The 16,735-nt window shown below is 73.6% G+C and carries 12 protein-coding genes and 1 pseudogene; 7 read left to right on the forward strand and 6 right to left on the reverse strand.

Features of this window, described 5'->3' with window-relative positions:
* The first annotated feature begins 73 nt into the window (after positions 1-73).
* Together ACZ6TD_RS20590 and ACZ6TD_RS20595 are read left to right on the forward strand one after the other, a co-directional pair.
* Positions 74-1,084, forward strand: coding sequence for an MDR family NADP-dependent oxidoreductase (locus tag ACZ6TD_RS20590; protein WP_471356060.1), 1,011 nt, complete (start codon positions 74-76; stop codon positions 1,082-1,084).
* Positions 1,085-1,199: 115 nt separating this feature from the next.
* Complete coding sequence (locus ACZ6TD_RS20595) at positions 1,200-2,159, forward strand: 1-aminocyclopropane-1-carboxylate deaminase/D-cysteine desulfhydrase (protein ID WP_471356062.1); 960 nt, start codon at positions 1,200-1,202, stop codon at positions 2,157-2,159.
* Positions 2,160-2,329: 170 nt separating this feature from the next.
* On the opposite strand, the gene ACZ6TD_RS20600 is transcribed toward ACZ6TD_RS20595, so the two are convergent.
* From ACZ6TD_RS20600 to ligD, 3 genes are read right to left on the reverse strand one after another with little or no spacing between them, the layout of a single operon-like run.
* The gene (locus ACZ6TD_RS20600; protein WP_471356064.1) at positions 2,330-3,064 is read right to left on the reverse strand and encodes an MBL fold metallo-hydrolase; all 735 of its coding nucleotides are present in this window, start codon (positions 3,062-3,064) and stop codon (positions 2,330-2,332) included.
* Positions 3,065-3,118: 54 nt separating this feature from the next.
* Positions 3,119-4,060 (reverse strand): ATP-dependent DNA ligase, encoded by a 942-nt coding sequence (locus tag ACZ6TD_RS20605; protein ID WP_471356067.1) that lies wholly within the window; start codon positions 4,058-4,060, stop codon positions 3,119-3,121.
* Positions 4,057-5,013, reverse strand: coding sequence for a non-homologous end-joining DNA ligase (gene ligD, locus ACZ6TD_RS20610; protein WP_471356069.1), 957 nt, complete (start codon positions 5,011-5,013; stop codon positions 4,057-4,059). The genes ACZ6TD_RS20605 and ligD overlap by 4 nt, the downstream gene beginning before the upstream one ends.
* 30 nt (positions 5,014-5,043) lie before the next feature.
* On the opposite strand from ligD, the gene ku reads away from it, so the two are divergent.
* Positions 5,044-6,135 (forward strand): non-homologous end joining protein Ku, encoded by a 1,092-nt coding sequence (ku, locus tag ACZ6TD_RS20615; protein ID WP_471356071.1) that lies wholly within the window; start codon positions 5,044-5,046, stop codon positions 6,133-6,135.
* Between the two features lie 628 nt (positions 6,136-6,763).
* On the opposite strand, the gene ACZ6TD_RS20620 is transcribed toward ku, so the two are convergent.
* Positions 6,764-7,591 carry an NAD(P)H-binding protein gene (locus ACZ6TD_RS20620; RefSeq protein WP_471356073.1) on the reverse strand — a complete coding sequence of 276 codons (828 nt, stop codon included), beginning with the start codon at positions 7,589-7,591 and terminating at the stop codon, positions 6,764-6,766.
* Between the two features lie 135 nt (positions 7,592-7,726).
* Between ACZ6TD_RS20620 and ACZ6TD_RS20625 the strand changes: the two genes are divergently transcribed.
* Positions 7,727-8,335 (forward strand): TetR/AcrR family transcriptional regulator, encoded by a 609-nt coding sequence (locus tag ACZ6TD_RS20625; RefSeq protein ID WP_471356075.1) that lies wholly within the window; start codon positions 7,727-7,729, stop codon positions 8,333-8,335.
* Positions 8,336-8,356: 21 nt separating this feature from the next.
* Here ACZ6TD_RS20625 and ACZ6TD_RS20630 read toward each other — a convergent pair whose 3' ends face one another.
* On the reverse strand, positions 8,357-9,823 hold the full coding sequence (locus ACZ6TD_RS20630; RefSeq protein WP_471356077.1) for a glycoside hydrolase: 1,467 nt from the start codon (positions 9,821-9,823) through the stop codon (positions 8,357-8,359).
* Between the two features lie 288 nt (positions 9,824-10,111).
* Between ACZ6TD_RS20630 and otr(A) the strand changes: the two genes are divergently transcribed.
* Entirely contained in the window at positions 10,112-12,058 is a 1,947-nt protein-coding gene (otr(A), locus tag ACZ6TD_RS20635; protein ID WP_471356079.1) for a tetracycline resistance ribosomal protection protein Otr(A), read from the forward strand.
* Positions 12,059-12,104: 46 nt separating this feature from the next.
* Here otr(A) and ACZ6TD_RS20640 read toward each other — a convergent pair.
* A pseudogene (locus ACZ6TD_RS20640) lies at positions 12,105-12,623 on the reverse strand (hypothetical protein); the annotation flags it as partial.
* On the opposite strand from ACZ6TD_RS20640, the gene ACZ6TD_RS20645 reads away from it, so the two are divergent.
* Together ACZ6TD_RS20645 and ACZ6TD_RS20650 are read left to right on the forward strand one after the other, a co-directional pair.
* Positions 12,604-14,319 (forward strand): S1 family peptidase, encoded by a 1,716-nt coding sequence (locus tag ACZ6TD_RS20645; protein ID WP_471356082.1) that lies wholly within the window; start codon positions 12,604-12,606, stop codon positions 14,317-14,319. The pseudogene ACZ6TD_RS20640 and the gene ACZ6TD_RS20645 sit on opposite strands and share 20 nt — an antisense overlap.
* Positions 14,316-16,733, forward strand: a complete 2,418-nt coding sequence (locus ACZ6TD_RS20650; protein WP_471356084.1) for a serine/threonine-protein kinase — start codon at positions 14,316-14,318, stop codon at positions 16,731-16,733. The genes ACZ6TD_RS20645 and ACZ6TD_RS20650 overlap by 4 nt, the downstream gene beginning before the upstream one ends.
* The last annotated feature ends 2 nt before the right edge of the window (positions 16,734-16,735 follow it).

A 16,735-nucleotide genomic window follows, 5' to 3' on the forward strand; every position in this document is an offset into this window, starting at 1 on the left:
CCGACGCGTCAAATTTTTCCGACGCGTCGGGTCCGGTTGACCTTGCCGCATGCCTCACGTTTGGTTGGGGTCCATGACGAAGCACACGCACCGCGAAGTCCGGCTGGCGGCCCGTCCCGACGGACCGGTCAAGGATGACCTCTTCGAGATCGCGGAGGTGCCGGTCCCCGAGCCAGGACCGGGCCAGGTCCTCGTGCGCAACACCCATATGGCCGTCGCCGCCGTGATGCGCACGCTGATGGACGAGAACACGGACGTGCCGATGCCCTCCTTCGAGATCGGGGCACCGCTGAACGGCCCGGCGGTCGGCGAGGTCGTAGCCGCCCCCGGCACCGAGCTCACCCCCGGCGACCTGGTGGAACACCGGCTCGGCTGGCGCGAGTACGCGCTGCTCGACGCGGATCAGGCACACCGCCTCGAACCGGGCCTGATGCCCGACCCGGCCGCCTATCTCTCCCAGGGCCCCACCGCCCTGATGGGCATCGAGCGCGGCGCCGAAGTGCGGTCCGGCGACACGGTGTTCGTCACGGGGGCGGCCGGCGGCGTGGGCTCCCTGGCGGGCCAGATCGCTCGGCAGTTCGGCGCGGCCCGGGTCATCGGGAGCACCGGCTCGCAGGCGAAGGCCGACCGGCTGATGGGCGAACTGGGCTATGACGCGGTGGTCATCCGCGGCGCGGGCCCCGTCGAGGACCAGCTCCGCGAGGCCGCCCCCGACGGCGTCGACGCGGTCTTCGACAATGTGGGCGGCGAGCAGCTCACGGCGGCCATCGCCGTCGCCAACAGGGGCGCCCGGATCGCCATCGTGGGCGCGCTGGCCAGCCAGCTCGGCGCGGACACCACGCATGCCGCCAAGACCGAGATCGACACGCTCTCGCTGCTCTCCCGCAGCATCACCCTGCGGGGTATCGCCCTCTACGACCACCTGGACCTGATCCCCCAGTGGAACCGCCGCTTCGCCGAGGGCCTGCGCACGGGCGCCCTCTCCTTCCCGCACGCCCGGCTGCGCGGCATCGAGCAGGCGCCCCGGGCGCTCCGCGAGCTGACCGAGGGGCGCCATCTGGGTGCCGTCATCGTGGAGCTGTGACACCACGGGACGACCACTCGCCGACGGCCGGTGTCCCGACCGGCCGTCGGCGGCCGCCGATCGCGGCCTTGAGGCCGCGCCCCGGCCTGAACGGGTCAGCGGTGAGAATGGACGGGTGAGACGCCCGCTGGACACCGCGCCCCCGATACGGCCCCGGCTGCCGTCCCCCGTGCGGGACGTGACCGACCCGTGGCTCGCCGACCGGGGCGTGGCGCTGCGGCTGAAGCGGGACGATCTGATCCACCCACTGGTGCCGGGCAACAAGTGGCGCAAGCTCACCCCGAATCTGCGCGCGGCCGTCGAGCGCGGTCACACCCGGCTGCTCACCTTCGGCGGTGCGTACTCCAACCACATTCGCGCGGTGGCGGCGGCGGGGGCCGCGTACGGGCTGTCGACGGTCGGGGTCATCCGGGGCGATGAGCTGGCCGACGCACCGCGCAACTGGTCGCTGGCGCGGGCCGAGGACCACGGCATGGAGCTGGCCTTCGTCACCCGCTCCGCCTACCGCGAGACGCTGCGCGGCCTGAGCGAGGACGACCCGGGCACCCTGCGGGGACTGGAGGAGCGGTGGGGGCGCTGCTGGGTGCTGCCGGAGGGCGGTACGAACGTTCTGGCGGCGCGCGGGGCGGCGGAGCTCGTCGCGGAGCTGCCCGACCTGGGGCCGGGCGATGTGGTGTGCTGCGCCGTCGGCACGGGCGGCACGCTGGCCGGGATCGCGGCCGCGCTCCCGGCCGGTGCGCGGGCGGTGGGGTTCGCCGTCCTGAAGGGGGCGGAAGGCTACCTGGAGGGCGAGGTCGCGCGGCTGCACGAGCGGGGCTGGGGGCGGGCGTTCGGCGACTGGCGGATCGAACACGGCTACCACGGCGGCGGCTACGGACGGGTCCCGGCGGAGCTGGAGGCGTTCGCGACCGGGTTCGAGGAGCGGCACGGGGTCCGGCTGGAGCGGCGGTACGTGGCGAAGCTGCTGTGGGGCGTCTACGGGCTGGTGGAGCGGGGCGGACTGGCCCCGGGCAGCCGGGTGACGGCGGTGGTGACGGGGCCTCCGGACCCGGCGGGCCCGCCGGGTGGCCCGTAGGAGCGGGTGGATCCGGGCGTTCCCTGCCGACTCCGGGCGCTCCCAGCCGGCTCCAGGCGCTCCCAGCCGGCTCCAGGCGCTCCCAGCCGGCTCCAGGCGCTCCCAGCCGGCTCCGGGCGCTCCCTGCCGACTCCAGCGTTCCCAGCCGGCTCCGGCCGGGGCCGCGGCGGTCACAGCTCGACGCGCAGCCCGTCGTGGGCGACGTCCCAGCCGCTCAGGTCCTCGGCCAGCGCCGTCGGGGACAGGTGGGTGAGCAGCAGCCGTCGGCAGGTGAAGCGGTCACGGTGGCGCGCGAGCGTGTCGAGGTCGAGATGCCAGCGGATGGGGCGCGGGCTGTAGCCCTCGCACAGGAACAGCCCGGCGCCGTCCGCCGCGTCGAGCAGGGCATCGGTCCACTCGGTGTCGCCCGAGTAGGCGATCGCTCCGCTCGGCCCCTCCACCCGTAGCGCGTAGGCGGGAGCCCCGGAGGCGTGCCGCACCTCGAAGGGGGTCGCCCGCAGGGGTCCCAGTTCCCTGGGACACCGGTCGGCGTGCTCCATCACGTGGACGTCGAAGCGCCGTCGCAGCCCGCTCGAGCCGGGGAACAGCGTTTCCATCGCCCGCGTCAGCCGGTCACCGGTCCCGGGCGGGCCGACCACGGTCAGATCACGGGTGCGGTGCCGGAACTGCCCGTCGAGGACGAGGAACGGCAGACCGCCGAAGTGGTCACCGTGCAGATGGGTGACCAGGACCGTGTCGATGTCGTTGGCCTCGATCCCCTGCTGACGCATCGCCGTCAGACTGGTCGCTCCGCAGTCCACCAGGACGTGGGGCGGGTCGGCCGGGTCGGGGGCCACCGCCAGGCACGTCTGGAACCGCCCGCCCGAGCCGAACGCGTCACCGCTGCCCACGACCGTCACCCGCATCCGCGCATCGTCGCACGGCCGGGGCGCACGGGGCACGGGGGCGGGGCGGGGTGATCAGTCGGGGACGCGCAGGCGCATGACTCTCGTGGCCGCGTGGCGGACCGTGCCTTCCTGGCGGACCTCGACGGTCAGGTCCGGGGCGATGGGGCGGTAGGCGATCTCGGCGCCGACCCGGTCCAGGGCGGTGGGGAGTTCGGCGGGCGGGGGCTGGGGGTCGGGCAGGTCGCGCAGGGCCGTGCCGAGCTGGGCGCGGACGGCCGTGGAGAGCGGGGCGGAGATCAACGGCACGTCGTCGCCGGGGAGCACCAGCGCGAGGGCGCGCGGGCGGAGGCGGGGACCGACGACGCCGACGACGACGGCGTCACGGGTCTCCGAATGGCGCACCTTCCGCCAGTGGCGGCCCGGCCGGTAGGGCTGGTCCAGCTCCTTGATGACCAGGCCCTCGATACCGATCTCCAGGAGCGACTCGTACCAGGTGGCGGCGAGCTCCGGATCGGTCGTCATCGGCACAGCCTGGAGCGGTGGGCCGAGCGGTTCGAGGAGCGCCAGCAGCCGGGCGCGGCGCTGTTCGTACGGGAGCGGCCGCAGATCCTCCGCGCCGATCGCGAGCAGGTCGAAGGCGGCGTAGGAGGCGGGCAGTTCCCGGGCGAGCCTCCCCGCCCGGGACTCGGACGCGGCGAAGGCGCGCTTCTGGACGGCGGCGAAGTCCGTACGGCCGCCCGCCCACACCACCACCTCGCCGTCGAGGACCGTGCCGGGCGGCAGCGGCCGCGCGGCGGCCGCCAGGTCGGGGAAGGCGCGGGTGACGATGCGGCCGGAGCGGGCCTGCATCCTTACGGCGTCCCCCAGCCGGAAGATCAGCAGCCGATGGCCGTCGAACTTGGGCTCGTACGCCAGCCGCCGTCCGGGCGGGGCGGTGGGCAGGATCGGGACGACGCGGGCCAGCGCCACCTCGACGGGCGGCTGAAGGGGCGGCTCATGCGAGGACGACGTCATGGGTCGGCCGCGCCTTCGTCGTCGCCTTGGCCGTTGTCCTCGTCCTCCTCGACGTCGGTCCCACCCGTCGGCAGCGGGCACGCCTCCGCCGGGTCCAGCAGTGGGGCCAGCAGGTCCCCGTGGCGGTCGAGCCGCGCGGGGATGTCGTCGATCAGGAAGGACAGCGCCGCCGGGTCGCCGCACGCCTCGACTTCCTCCCAGGTGACGGGCGCGGAGACGGCCGGTTCGGGAACGGCGCGGGGGGTGTACGGGGCGGCGGTGGTCTTCGCGGCCGCGTTCTGGCTGAAGTCCACGTACACCTTCCCCGGCCGCAGCGAGCGGGTCATCTTGCGGATGACCAGGTCCGGCAGGGCGTTCGCGGCCTCCAGGGCCAGCCGTCTGGCGTAGGCGGTGGTCTGCCGGGAGGGGGTCGGCTCCACCGGCACCAGCAGATGCAGCCCCTTGGAGCCACTGGTCTTCGCGTACGCCGTAAGGCCGTCGTCGGCCAGCCGTTCGCGCAGCCATACGGCGACGACTCGGCAGTCCACGATCGTGGCGGGCGGCCCGGGGTCGAGGTCGAAGACGAGCCGGTCGGCGATGCCCACGCCCTGGTCGATCCGCCACATCGGGGTGTGGAGCTCCACCACGAGGTTGGCCGACCACATCAGCGAGGGCAGGTCCTGGATCACCACCTGCCGCGCGGTCTCCCCCTTATGGCGGGTGACCTCGGCCGTCGTCACCCAGGAAGGCGTGCCCGGAGGCGGGTTCTTGGTGAAGAACTTCTGGCCGTCGGGGCCGTCCGGGTAGCGCAGGAACGCCAGTGGCCGCCCGCGCAGATGGCCGAGGAGCGCGTCCGCGGTCGACGCCAGGTAGTGCAGCAGCTCGCCCTTGGTGGTGCCGGTGGCCGGATGGATGACCTTGTCGAGGTTCCTGAGCGTGATCCGCCGCCCCTCCACCTCCGCGATCGGGGACATACGATAAGAATCTCACGAAAGGGATCAAGCATGCGATCTATCTGGAATGGGAACATTTCCTTCGGGCTGGTGAGCATTCCGATCAAGATCTATCCGGCCACCGAGGACCACTCGATCTCGTTCCGGCAGATCCACACCCGCGACAGCGGCCGCATCCGCTACCGCAAGGTCTGCGAGCTCGAGGACAAGCCGGTCGAGTCGAGCGAGATCGGGCGGGCGTACGAGGACGCGGACGGCGCGCTGGTCCCGATCACCGAGGAGGACCTCGCGGCCCTTCCGCTGCCCACCACCCACACCCTGGAGATCGAGGCGTTCATCTCCGCCTCCGAGATCGATCCGCTCCAGATGGGCGACGCCTACTACCTGGGCACCACCGGCGCCGCCGGGGCCAAGCCGTACACCCTGCTGCGCGAGGCGCTCAAGCGCAGCGAGAAGGTCGCCATCGCCAAATACGCCCACCGCGGCCGCGAGCGGCTGGGGATGCTCCGCGTCGTGGGCGACACGATCGCGCTGCACCGGCTGCTCTGGCCGGACGAGGTGCGCGAGCCCGCGGGGGTGGCCCCCAAGGAGAAGGTGACCGTGAAGCCGGCGGAACTGGACCTCGCGGACACCCTGATGGAGACGCTCGGAGAGGTGGATCTGAACGATCTGCGCGACGAGTACCACGAGGCGCTGGAGGAGCTGGTGGCGGCGAAGATGTCCGGCGCCACGCCCACCGCCGAGCCCGGTGAGCGGCCCGCGGGCGCGCAGGTGGTCGACCTGATGGCGGCACTGAAGGAGAGCGTCCGCAGCGCCAAGGAGGCCCGGGGCGAGGGGGCCGGGGAGGGCGAGGCCGAGGAGGAGGCGGAGGCGACGGTCCACGAGCTGCGCGGCCGCAAGAAGGCCCCGGCGAAGAAGGCCGCGCCGGCGAAGAAGGCGCCCGCGGCCGAGAAGAAGACGGCTTCGAAGAGAGGCGGGACGAAGACGGCGAAGGCCGCCAAGGCCGCGGAGGAGGAGCCCGCGGGGAAGGCCGCCGGGAAGAAGCAGACGGGCACGAAGAAGGCCGCGGCGAAGAAGACCGCGGCCAAGAAGACCACCGCGAAGAAGCAGACGGGCAAGCGCGGCACGCGGACCGCCTCCTGACGCGGGCCTCTCCCCGGTGGGAGGCCCGTGCCTGGAGGCGGCCCTGGTACCGGCGAGCGCGCACCGCCCGGCGTGGAACGTTCCGCGCGCCGTCCAGGGGTACGGGCCCTCCCCCGGCGCCGCCCCGCCGACCGGCGCACCGGCCGAGCTGCTGCCGGTGTCGCCTCGCCCGAGGTGGTGTCCGGCCGAGGTCCCGCGTACCGCGACTCCCAGGCCCCGCCCCTGGGACAGCGCGCCTGCGGCGGGCTGTCCCCTACCCGCCCCTTCCCACAACCGGGGCTCCGCCCCGGACCCCGCCCCTCAATCTCCCCCAGCTACCGCTGGGAGGTGCCCCCCTGGACGGGCTGATTCCAGCCCGTCCGGCGATTGAGGACACGCCCGAAGGGCGTCCGGGGTCCAGGGGCGGAGCCCCATGGTTCGGGAAGGGGCGGGTAGGGGAAGGCCCGCCGCAGGCGCCCCGCGGTCAGCCGACCAGCGCCCGCTCCTCCCCGGAGAGCGAGGACGCCGCTCCCCGGAGAACGAGGACGCCGCTCCCCCCGAGAGTGCGGGCGCCGCCTCACCTCTGGGCTCGGCCACCCGGCCCCGGCCCCGCCCCGGTGCGCACCCGCGCCACGGCGCGGGCAGCGCCTCAGCGGAAGGCGGCCACGTGGTCCTCCACCCACTGGGCGAACGTCCGCCCGGGGCGGCCCGTGATGCGCTCCACCTCCGGCGAGATCGCCTGCGGCCGGTCCACCAGCTCCGCGAAGACCCGCAGCAGCGAGTCCGCCATCTCCGGCGTGAGGAACCCGCCGGACATCCGCTCCCGCGCCGCCTCGTGCGGGATCTCCTCGTACCGCAGCGGCCGGCCGATGACCTCACCGATGACGCGCACCTGGTCGGCGAAGCTCAGCGACTCGGGTCCGGTCAGCTCGGGCGCCTTGCCGACCAGGTCGTCGGCGAGCAGGGCACGGGCGGAGACCGCGCCCATGTCGGCCTCGTGGATGGGGGCCATCTGCGCCCCGGCGTACGCCCCGTACACCACGTCCCCGGCCTTGATCTGGTCCACCCACTGCATCGCGTTCGCGGCGAAGGCGCCCGGGCGGACGAACGTCCACTCGAGACCCGTGGCCTCGACCTCGGCCTCCAGCGCGCGGTGGCGGGCGCCGATCGGGTTCCGCTGCGGATCGACATCGTCCAGGACGGAGGACGAGGAGAGCATCACGATCCGCCGTACCCCGCCCTCCTTGGCCCGCTCAAGGATCTTCTCGGTCCCGACCTGCCACACCACCGCGGGGTTGAGGAACAGCGCCGTGGCACCGTCCAGGGGCAGCTCATCGGTGCGGGCCGCCCGCACGCCCTCCGGCAGCCGGGCCGCCTCGGGGTCGCGGGTGAGCGCGAGCACCTCGGCGCCCGCGTCGGCCAGGTGCTTCACCACATGGCTGCCGACGTTTCCGGTGGCTCCGGTCACCACGAACATGATCGATCTCCTTGCGTGTCCTGCGATCCCTACCTGACCGCAGCCAGGTTCATCCAAACGGATGAACTTGTCAAACAGTTGGATGAGAGCATGGCGGGTACCCCCGGCTAGCCTGTCCGGGCCGAGGAAGAGGAGATGACGACGATGCAGGGGACGCCCAAGAGGCCCCGCCGCGCCCCCACGCCCGAGGAGCGCAAGCAGTGCCCGGAGCGCTCCCGGCGGCTGCTGCTGGAGGCGGCCATGGACGAGTTCTCCGAGAAGGGGTTCGCGGGGGCGCGCGTCCAGGACATCGCGGACCGCGCGGGCCTCAACAAGCAGCTGATCACCTACTACTTCGGCGGCAAGGAGGGCCTCTACCGGGAGCTGGGCCGCGAGTGGCTGCGGCGCGAGGCGACCTTCAACGACCCCACGGTCCCCTTCGAGGAGCTGGTCGTCCGCTACCTCCGGGAGGCGTTCGACGACCCCCGCGGCATCCGGCTGGCCATCTGGCAGGCGCTGACCGGCGAGGTGGGGGACGAGCCGCGCGAGGACCTGTCCGACATGCGGCGTCGGCAGGCGGCGGGCGAGCTGGCGGACGACCTCGACCCGGCCGCCGTGCTGCTGATGTGCTACGCCATGGTCTCCGCGCCGGCCACCATGCCGCACGCCGTCCGCCAGATCTTCGGCCTCGAGCCGGACTCGCCGGAGTTCCGCGAGCGGTGGGAGGAGCAGCTGCGCCGGATCGTCCGTCACCTCGCCGCGTAACCGCGCGCCCTTACCGTCGGCTCACTCGGTCACCCCGTCGATCTGGAACGTCTGCACCGACTTCTCGGCGAACGGAACGCTCAGCCGCTTGCCGTCGAGCGCCGTGTCCTGGCGCGCGGTGTACAGATCGCCGGTGCCCGAGGTCTGGGTGGACCAGCGCGGCACCAGCCCGCCCGTGCCCCCGGTGACCCGGCCGAAGCGGGACAGGTCGAAGGTCAGCGTCTGCGCGGCACCGGGGTTGACGGCGACGAGCACGAGCCGCCGCGCGCCCGGGTCGTACGCGGCGACCGCGTGGTCCGAGCCGGTCTCCAGGATCCGCATCCCGGGGCGGATGTGGCGGGTGAACTGCGCCAGCACGTAGTACTTGGTCTGCACGGCGCCGGGCTGGGCGGTGGCCGGGTCGTAGTGGATCAGCGCCCAGCCGGCGCTGGGGTCCATGACCTGCCAGTAACACCACGCGGTGGGGTGCAGCCAGTGGAAGTCCAGGCAGAGGTTGGTGGCCAGGGTGAGGCCGGTGCCGTCCTTGTCGCCGGTCTCGGAGTTCCACAGCTTCTTGCCCGCCGCGCGCACATCCGCGTACAGCAGATCGCGGCGGCCGCCCGAGCCCTGGTAGCCGTGGACATTGACCTGGTCGACCAGGGCGCGGGTGGCGGTGTCGAACGAACTCCAGGTGGTGCGGGCCAGGTCATAGCTGGTCTCGTCCGACGCCGAGATCCGGGTGCCGCTCAGCCCGCGCGCGTCCAGCTCGGCGCGGAGGTGGCCGAGGACGGTCCGCTGGACCGCCGCGTCGATGTGACAGCCCTCCTGGGTGCCGTCCGCCTTCCACCACGCCGACGACGGTTCGTTGAACGCCTCGACGGTGGCGAAGCGGACGCCCCAGTGGTCCTGGGCGTAGCGGGCGGTGGTGGCGAGGTAGAGCGCGAACTGGCGGTAGTTCCAGGACTGGAGGTTGTTGCCGCCGTCCGCCGCGCCGGACGGGTTGTGGTTGAGGCACATCCACCACATGGGCGAGTTGGAGAACAACTCGCTGACGGCGCCCCGCTGGACGGCCTTGGCCAGCGCCGCCCGCTGGACCGCGTCGGCGTTCCAGTGCCAGGCCGCGGAGGCGGGGTCCTCGCTGTTCCAGTCGTGCCAGTAGCCCTCGATCTGCTTGAACCGGGGGATGTTGGGCGAGGCCAGCATGGACGCGCCGCCCACACTGGTCCAGGCGCAGCCGCCCAGGTTGTAGCGGGCGATGTTCAGCCCGAGACCGGGCAGCGACCGGCCGCCGTAGCCCACCGACTTGGTGGTGAAGAAGAGATCGGCGAAGTCGTCCCGCTGCCCGAAGAGATTGGCCCACCAGGCGAGCGAGGTGCCCCAGCCCTCCCAGGCCCCGTGGTCGGTGCCCGGGTCGACGCCGATGGTCTCGTCGGCCCAGGCGGTGCCCGTCGTGAGCGCGGTCCCGAACACCGTGGTGCCCGCCGCCGCCAGAAGCGTTCTGCGCCGCATCGTCAGTCCCCTCCGCCGCACCGGTCCCCGTCGCTTACGAAGCGTCGGGGCAGCGGCGGGCGTTGTCGAGAGGCGTGACAGCGCTTTCTACGAGCCGATCGCGCTTCCCTCAGGTCGGGCCGATCGGTCACGCGGTGACGGGCCGCCCGTAATTCGGTTGCCTCCGCCCGTCCCCGTGTCCAGGATGTCCGCGACCTCACCTCCACGAACAGGAGCAACCGATGCGCCGATTCCTCGGAACGACTCAGCGCCCCCACCGGACGACCGTTTTCGAGGACCTCAGCATCCATGCCCAGCTCTCCACGGGTCTCACGGACCCTCAACATCGGTGTGCTCGCCCATGTCGACGCCGGTAAGACCAGCCTGACCGAGCGGCTGCTCTACGACGCCGGGGTGATCGACCGGCTCGGCAGCGTCGACGCCGGGGACACCCAGACCGACACCGGCGAGATCGAGCGGCAGCGCGGTATCACCGTGCGGACCGCGGTCGCGTCCCTCACCGCCGGGGACACCCAGATCAACCTGATCGACACCCCGGGCCACTCCGACTTCATCGCCGAGGTCGAGCGCGCCCTCGGGGTGCTCGACGGCGCGGTGCTCGTGCTGTCCGCCGTCGAGGGGGTCCAGGCGCAGACCAGGGTGCTGATGAAGACCCTGCGGCGGCTGCGGCTCCCGGTGCTGCTCTTCATCAACAAGATCGACCGTGCGGGCGCCCGCGACGAGGGGCTGCTCGCCGACATCCGGCGCGCCCTGGCCCCGCATCTCGTCCCGCTGACGGCGGTACGGGACCTGGGCACGCGGAACGCCCGCGTCCGGCCGCGCTCCCTGGACGATCCGGAGGTGCGCGCCGAGGCGGCCGAGGTGCTGGCCGAGACCGATGACGCGATGCTCGCGCGGGTCGTGGACGGTCCGCTCCCCTCGGCCGAGGAGGTGGGGGCGGCGCTCGCGGCCCGTACGGCGGAGGGGCTGGCGCATCCGGTCTTCTTCGGCTCGGCGCTCAGCGGCCAGGGCGTCGGGGCACTGGTCGAGGGGGTGGCGCGGCTGGTGCCGCCCGCGCCGGGCGGCGCGGAGCCGCGCGGCACGGTCTTCGCCGTGGAGCGCGGCGGAGGCGGCGGAGGCGGCACAGGCGCTCGTGGCGGCGCCCGGGGTGGCCGTACGGCGTATCTGCGGCTGTTCTCCGGCGAGGTGACGCTGCGGCAGCGGGTGACCCTGCACCGCCGCGAGCCCGGCGGCGCCCTGACCGAGCACACCGGGCAGATCACCGCGCTGGAGGTCATCGGAGACGCGGGGACCGCGCGGGGGCCGCTGACCGCCGGGAACATCGCGAGGATCAAGGGTCTGCCCGGGGTCCGCGTCGGCGACCGGCTCGGGCCCGCCCACGGCGCACCGTCGGACCGTCGGCACTTCGCCGCACCCAGCCTCCAGACCCTCGTCCGCGCCCGCGAGCCCGGCACCGCGGCCGCGTCCCGGCTGCACACCGCGCTGCTGGACCTGGCCGACCAGGATCCGCTGATCCACGCGCGGGCGATGCCGGGCGGGGCCACCTCGGTGCTGCTGTACGGCGAGGTGCAGAAGGAGATCATCGCGGCCACGCTGGTCCAGGACTACGGCATCGAGGCGGACTTCGAACCGAGCCGTCCCGTACTGGTCGAGCGCCCCTCGGGGGTCGGCGAGGCCGCCCGCGAGATCGCCCGGGTCGGCCACACCGGGCCGTGGGCGACCGTCGGGCTGCGCGTGGAGCCCACCGAGCGCGGCGCCGGGGTGGTCTTCGGCTACGAGACCGAACTGGGCGCGCTGCCCCGAGCGTTCCACAACGCGATCGAGGAGACCGTGTACGAGACGCTCTTCCACGGGCCCCGCGGGCGCTCGGTGACCGACTGCCGGGTCGTCCTCGTCCGCTCCGGGTTCATCGGCCCGGTGAGCACCGCGGGCGACTTCCGCGACGTCACCCCGGTGGTGCTCGGGGAGGCCCTGGAGCGGGCGGGGTGGCGGATCTACGAGCCGTACCACGCCTTCGAGCTGGAGCTTCCGGCCGAGACGCTCGCCGGGGTCACCGCCCGCCTCGCCGCCGCCGAGGCGGACATCGGCGAGAGCGTGGACGGTGCCACGGGGTGGCTGCTGCGGGGCGAGATCCCGGTACGCCGGGTGCACGGTTTCGAGCGGGACCTGCCCCGGCTGACGCACGGCGAGGGCGTGTGGTGGTCCCGGCCGTGCGCCGACCGGCCGCTGCGGTGATGGTGGCCAGTTTGCCGCCGAAGTGCACGGCCGTGGCACCGCCGAGGTTGCTGCCGGTGATGACGACGGTCTGTCCGCCGGCGCTGGACCCCTGATTGGGTGTGATGGGCATGGCGCATTGCCTCCTGGATGAGGGCGGGGCGTGGACGGGACCGGGCGGGCTGGACCCGCTCGCGCTCACGGGAGTCCGGTGCGCGACCGCGGGCTTTGGGGCACCCGCCCGGTCCTCCTCGCGGTACGCCTGGCGCCCGGCTCCGGCGAGGACGCGGCGCCCCCAGCGCCGAAAGAATCGACGGGGGGTTCCACCGCACACTTTCAGTAATCCATCCGACGTAGTCCGCCACAAGAAGGGTGACGCCCTGTCACCCGGATGGCCGGGCGTGCGAGACCGGCGGCGCCGCACACCGGACGCGCCGGGCCTGCCGTCCCACCCCGTACCGCCCTGGCACGCCCCTCTCCGGCCCGGGCCCCGCCCCTCACCCGTTCCCGTGACCCATCGGACGGACGGGTCACTTCCGTACGTCCCGGGCGTATGCTCTTGCCACATGGGGGCGGAAATGGGCATTACCGCCGATGCGACCTCCAACGGGGGCACGTGGCGGGTGAGGATCCGTAGTTCGGCCGGTGACGTCCTGGGCGCCGGAATCCTCCTGGGCAGCGAGACGGTGCTGACGTGCGCCCATGTGATCCCCGACGACGGACTCCCGGTGCCCGCCACCGAGGTGCTGGTGGAGCTGGTCGAGGTGCACGAGGCCGAGCCCGTCCCCGCGCGCGTCGCCGACGGCTGCTGGGTGCCCCAGCGCTCCGACGGCTGCGGCGATGTGGCGCTGCTGCGGCTGGGCCGGCCGCAGCCCGCCGAGCACGCCGCGCCGCTCTACCGGCTGCCGCCGGTGCTCGGCCGGCCGGTGTGGATGGGCGGCTTCCCCAAGGGGCTCGACAACGGCCACTATCTGCGCGCGAAGACCGCCGGACGGGTCGGCCCCCGGGCGGAGTGGGTGGGGCTCGACCCCAAGTCGCCCCGGGATGTGGTCCGTAAGGGCTTCAGCGGTGCCGGGGTGGAGGACGAGGCGACCCGGCATGTCATCGGCATGGTCGTCAGCCGGTACGACGACCCCGTCGACGTACCCTCCGCCGAGCGCCTCAGCGTCTCCTACATGATCCCGGTCGAGACGATCGTGCGCCATCTGCCGGTGGTCCACCGCTGGGTGCGCGGGGACCCCGGGGTGGACCGGCCGCTGGTCTCCCCGCTGACCACCGGCGTCCAGGACGTCGGCTTCGCCCAGCGGCTCGCCGTATGGCTGCGCCGGGAGCCCCTGACCGGGCGCCCGGGCATCACGGACGTGGAGACCGTGGTCATCGAGGACGACGACCACGCGCGGTACGAGGCGCTCAGCCGCGCCATCACGCTCGCCGACCGCGAGCTGTCGGGCGGCGGCCCCGACGAGGCGGTCTCGGCCGCGCCGCAGGGCACCGTACCGCCGCTGGGCAGTGTGGACCTGGCCATCGACGTCACCAAGCGCACCGACACCGAGGTCGCGCTGCGGGTCGCGGACCGGATGGATCTGCGCTCGCCCGGCGACACCTCCCCGCTCAGCCGGGTCCGGGCCAACGCCGTGCCGCTCACCATCGTGGCCGTCGGCGTGGACCGCGCCCGCGACCCGGAGGCGCTGGTCGGCTTCATGAAGCTGCTCGCCGACCGGGGCAGCCGGCTGCTGCTGGTCTTCCGCGACCCCCACTCGAGCGGACTGCGGCTGGCCGAGCGGCTGTTCCGCCCCGAGGCGGCCCGGATCGACGCCTGGCTGGACGAGCTCGCCGGGCGGGTGGCCCTCGCCGCCGACCGGGAACACGAGACGGCCGAGCGCGGGGCGCGCCGCTCCTCCTTATCGGACGCCCAGGACGCCACGGCCCTGCGGATCAATCTGACCCGGCTGCGCTCCGATCCCGAGCTGCGCTCCCACCGCATCGTCGCCAAGCTGGCCGCGTTCGAGCACTCGGTGCGGACGGTCGCCGAGCGGGCCGAGGAGACGCTGCGGGTGATCGACGCCCAGCAGCCCGCGGTCCAGGAGCTGAAGTGGCAGCTGGTGTCGTACACGGCGATGCTCGGGACCAAGGCAGAATCCGAGCGGGCCGAGCTGATCCCGCTGCACCGCGCCGCGGTGCGGCTGCTGGCCGAGGTGCCCTGCGATCTGCCGGAGGCCCGCCGCGCCGTCGACCGGTTCGTGGCCGCCGTGCACACACCGCCGGAGGGGGAGGCGCCATGACGGACCCGACGGATGTGACCGTCTGCGACCGCCCCGACTGCCGCGGCGAGGGCCTGGGCCGGATCAACGCCCGGGGGTTCTGCTCGGAGTGCGGCCGCAGGCCCCTGCCCGCCGCGCCTTCTCCCCCTCCCCCGCCCGCTGAGACGGCTGTTCCGGCGTCCGAGTCCACCGCGACCACGGCCCGTGCCCGCCGCCGCGATGTGGCGCGGAAGTTCACGGTGCGGCCGGCGGGCGAGGGCCTGCTGGACCTGCCCCGCGTCGAACTGCCCTCGCTGCGCGACCTGGTGATGGACGATCCGCATCCGCCGTCGCGCGGCCAGACCTGCGGCTGGGAGGGGTGCGACGAGATCGTGGGCGCGCCCTACGCCGGACAGTCCGCGCTCTCCCGGGGCTACTGCCCGCGCTGCCGCCATCCGTTCGACTTCACCCCGCGGCTGAGCCCCGGCGATCTGCTGGGCGATCAGTACCGGGTGATCGGCTGCGTCGGGTACGGCGGGCTCGGCTGGGTCTATCTCGCCGAGGACACCCAACTGGACGACCAGCCCGTGGCCATCAAGGGCCTGATCAACAACGAGGACGAGGCGGCCCTGCGGGCGGCGGTCGAGGAGCGCCGCTACCTGACCATGCTCGACCACCCCGGCATCGTCCGGATCATCAACTACGTCACCCAGCCCCACCCCCACGACGACGGCGCGCTCACGGGCTACATCGTGATGGAGTTCGTCGGCGGGATGACCCTCGCCCAGATCAAGGACCACATCGCGGACGCGGTGAAGCCGTACGACGGGCCGCGGCTGTACGAGCACATCCTGGCCTACGGCTGTCTGGTGCTGCGCGCGGTGGGCTATCTGCACGGCGAGAAGCTGCTGTACTGCGATCTCAAGCCGAGCAATGTGATGCACTACGAGGACCGGGTCAAGGTGATCGACCTCGGCGCGGTGTGGCGGCTGGGCCGGCGGGACGGCGGGCCGCCGGTGATCACCGAGGCGTTCGCCGCCCCCGAGGTGCTGGCCCGGGGCGCCTCCGCCCTCACCGAGCGCCATGACCTCTTCGGGGTCGGCAGGACGCTCGAGGAGCTCTCGGACAAGGCCCGCCGGCAGACCCAGCGGCCGCCGGGCCTCGGCGCCGAGTCCTACCGGCGGGTCCTGGCCCGCGCCACCGCGGCCGACCCGGAGCGGCGGTTCGGTTCTGCCGCGGAGATGTCCGAGCAGCTGTGGGGCGTGCTGCGGGAGATCCACTCGCTGCGGCTGAGCCGGGAGCAGCCGGAGCCGTCCACGCTCTTCGCCCCGACCTCGGCGCTGCTGGACTCCTCGCTGGGCCGGATCCCGGACCTGGAGCGCTGGCTGGACGGGGAGCCGCGCCCACTGCTGGAGTCCGGGCTGCCCCGGCCCGAGCGGGTGCCGCTCGGGCTGCCGGTGCCGTTCCCGGACGCGGCGGATCCCGGCGCGGCGCTGCTGGGCGTCCCGACCGACAGCGGGCCCCGGCGGCTGATCGAGCAGCTCCACGCCTTTCCCCGCCCCTCCGCCGAGATCCGGCTGCGCGTCTGCCGCGCCTATCTGGAGCTGGGCGAACGGGACGCGGCGGCGGACGAGTTGGCGATCGCCGTCGAACTGATCGGCTCCACCGCCCCGTACGACTGGCGGCTGTCCTGGCACCGCGCCCTGCTGCGGCTCGCGGACGGCGCGGTGGCCGAAGCCCAGCGGGAGTTCGACGAGGTCTACAGCGCCCTTCCCGGGGAGTACGCCCCGAAGCTGGCGCTGGGCTACTGCGCCGAGCACCTGGGCGACCACGAGGCCGCCAAGCGGTTCTACGAGGCGGTGTGGCAGCGCAACCGCTCGCAGGGCAGCGCCGCCTTCGGGCTGGCCCGGCTCCGGCTCGCGGCGGGCGACCGGGGCGGCGCGGTCGAGATCCTCGGCGGGGTGCCGAAGGTGTCCCGCCACTACGACGCCGCGCGGATCGCCATAGTGCGGGTGCTGTCGGGGCGGCTGGGCCACCCCGACGCCCTGCCGACGGCCGAGGACCTGGCGGAGGTGCGCACGAGGCTGCCGCGGCTGTATCTGGACGAGGGGCGCGAGTCCGGCCCGGCCCGGGACCGGCTGACGGCGGAGTCGCTGGAGGTGACGCTGGACTGGGCGGAGCGGCGGTCCGGCGCCGGGGAGCAGAGGGGTGCGTCCGCTGGGCACGCCCGTTCAAGGCGCTGGATACGGAAGGGGCGCGCCGGTCTGGCGGCTGAAGCGCCCCGGAGGGGAACCGAACCCCAGTCTCTGGTGTATGGGGAGTGGGAGGACGAAAGCGCGCTGCGTGGGGAATTGGAGCTGACGCTGCGCCGGGTGGCCCGGCAGGCGGACAGCCCCGAGGCGCTCGGGGCGCTGATCGACCGCGCGAACGCCATCCGGCCGGTGACCCGCGTCTGACA

Source organism: Streptomyces yongxingensis, from assembly GCF_055597465.1.

What these genes read in the sequence shown, in the direction of transcription:
- ACZ6TD_RS20620 (WP_471356073.1), bottom strand. Translation starts at nt 7,591, where the DNA reads ATGTTCGTGGTGACCGGAGCCACCGGAAACGTCGGCAGCCATGTGGTG.
- ACZ6TD_RS20625 (WP_471356075.1), top strand. Translation starts at nt 7,727, where the DNA reads ATGACGACGATGCAGGGGACGCCCAAGAGGCCCCGCCGCGCCCCCACG.
- ACZ6TD_RS20645 (WP_471356082.1), top strand. Translation starts at nt 12,604, where the DNA reads ATGGGGGCGGAAATGGGCATTACCGCCGATGCGACCTCCAACGGGGGC.
- ligD (WP_471356069.1), bottom strand. Translation starts at nt 5,013, where the DNA reads ATGTCCCCGATCGCGGAGGTGGAGGGGCGGCGGATCACGCTCAGGAAC.
- ACZ6TD_RS20590 (WP_471356060.1), top strand. Translation starts at nt 74, where the DNA reads ATGACGAAGCACACGCACCGCGAAGTCCGGCTGGCGGCCCGTCCCGAC.
- ACZ6TD_RS20605 (WP_471356067.1), bottom strand. Translation starts at nt 4,060, where the DNA reads ATGACGTCGTCCTCGCATGAGCCGCCCCTTCAGCCGCCCGTCGAGGTG.
- ACZ6TD_RS20650 (WP_471356084.1), top strand. Translation starts at nt 14,316, where the DNA reads ATGACGGACCCGACGGATGTGACCGTCTGCGACCGCCCCGACTGCCGC.
- ACZ6TD_RS20630 (WP_471356077.1), bottom strand. Translation starts at nt 9,823, where the DNA reads ATGCGGCGCAGAACGCTTCTGGCGGCGGCGGGCACCACGGTGTTCGGG.
- ku (WP_471356071.1), top strand. Translation starts at nt 5,044, where the DNA reads ATGCGATCTATCTGGAATGGGAACATTTCCTTCGGGCTGGTGAGCATT.
- ACZ6TD_RS20600 (WP_471356064.1), bottom strand. Translation starts at nt 3,064, where the DNA reads ATGCGGGTGACGGTCGTGGGCAGCGGTGACGCGTTCGGCTCGGGCGGG.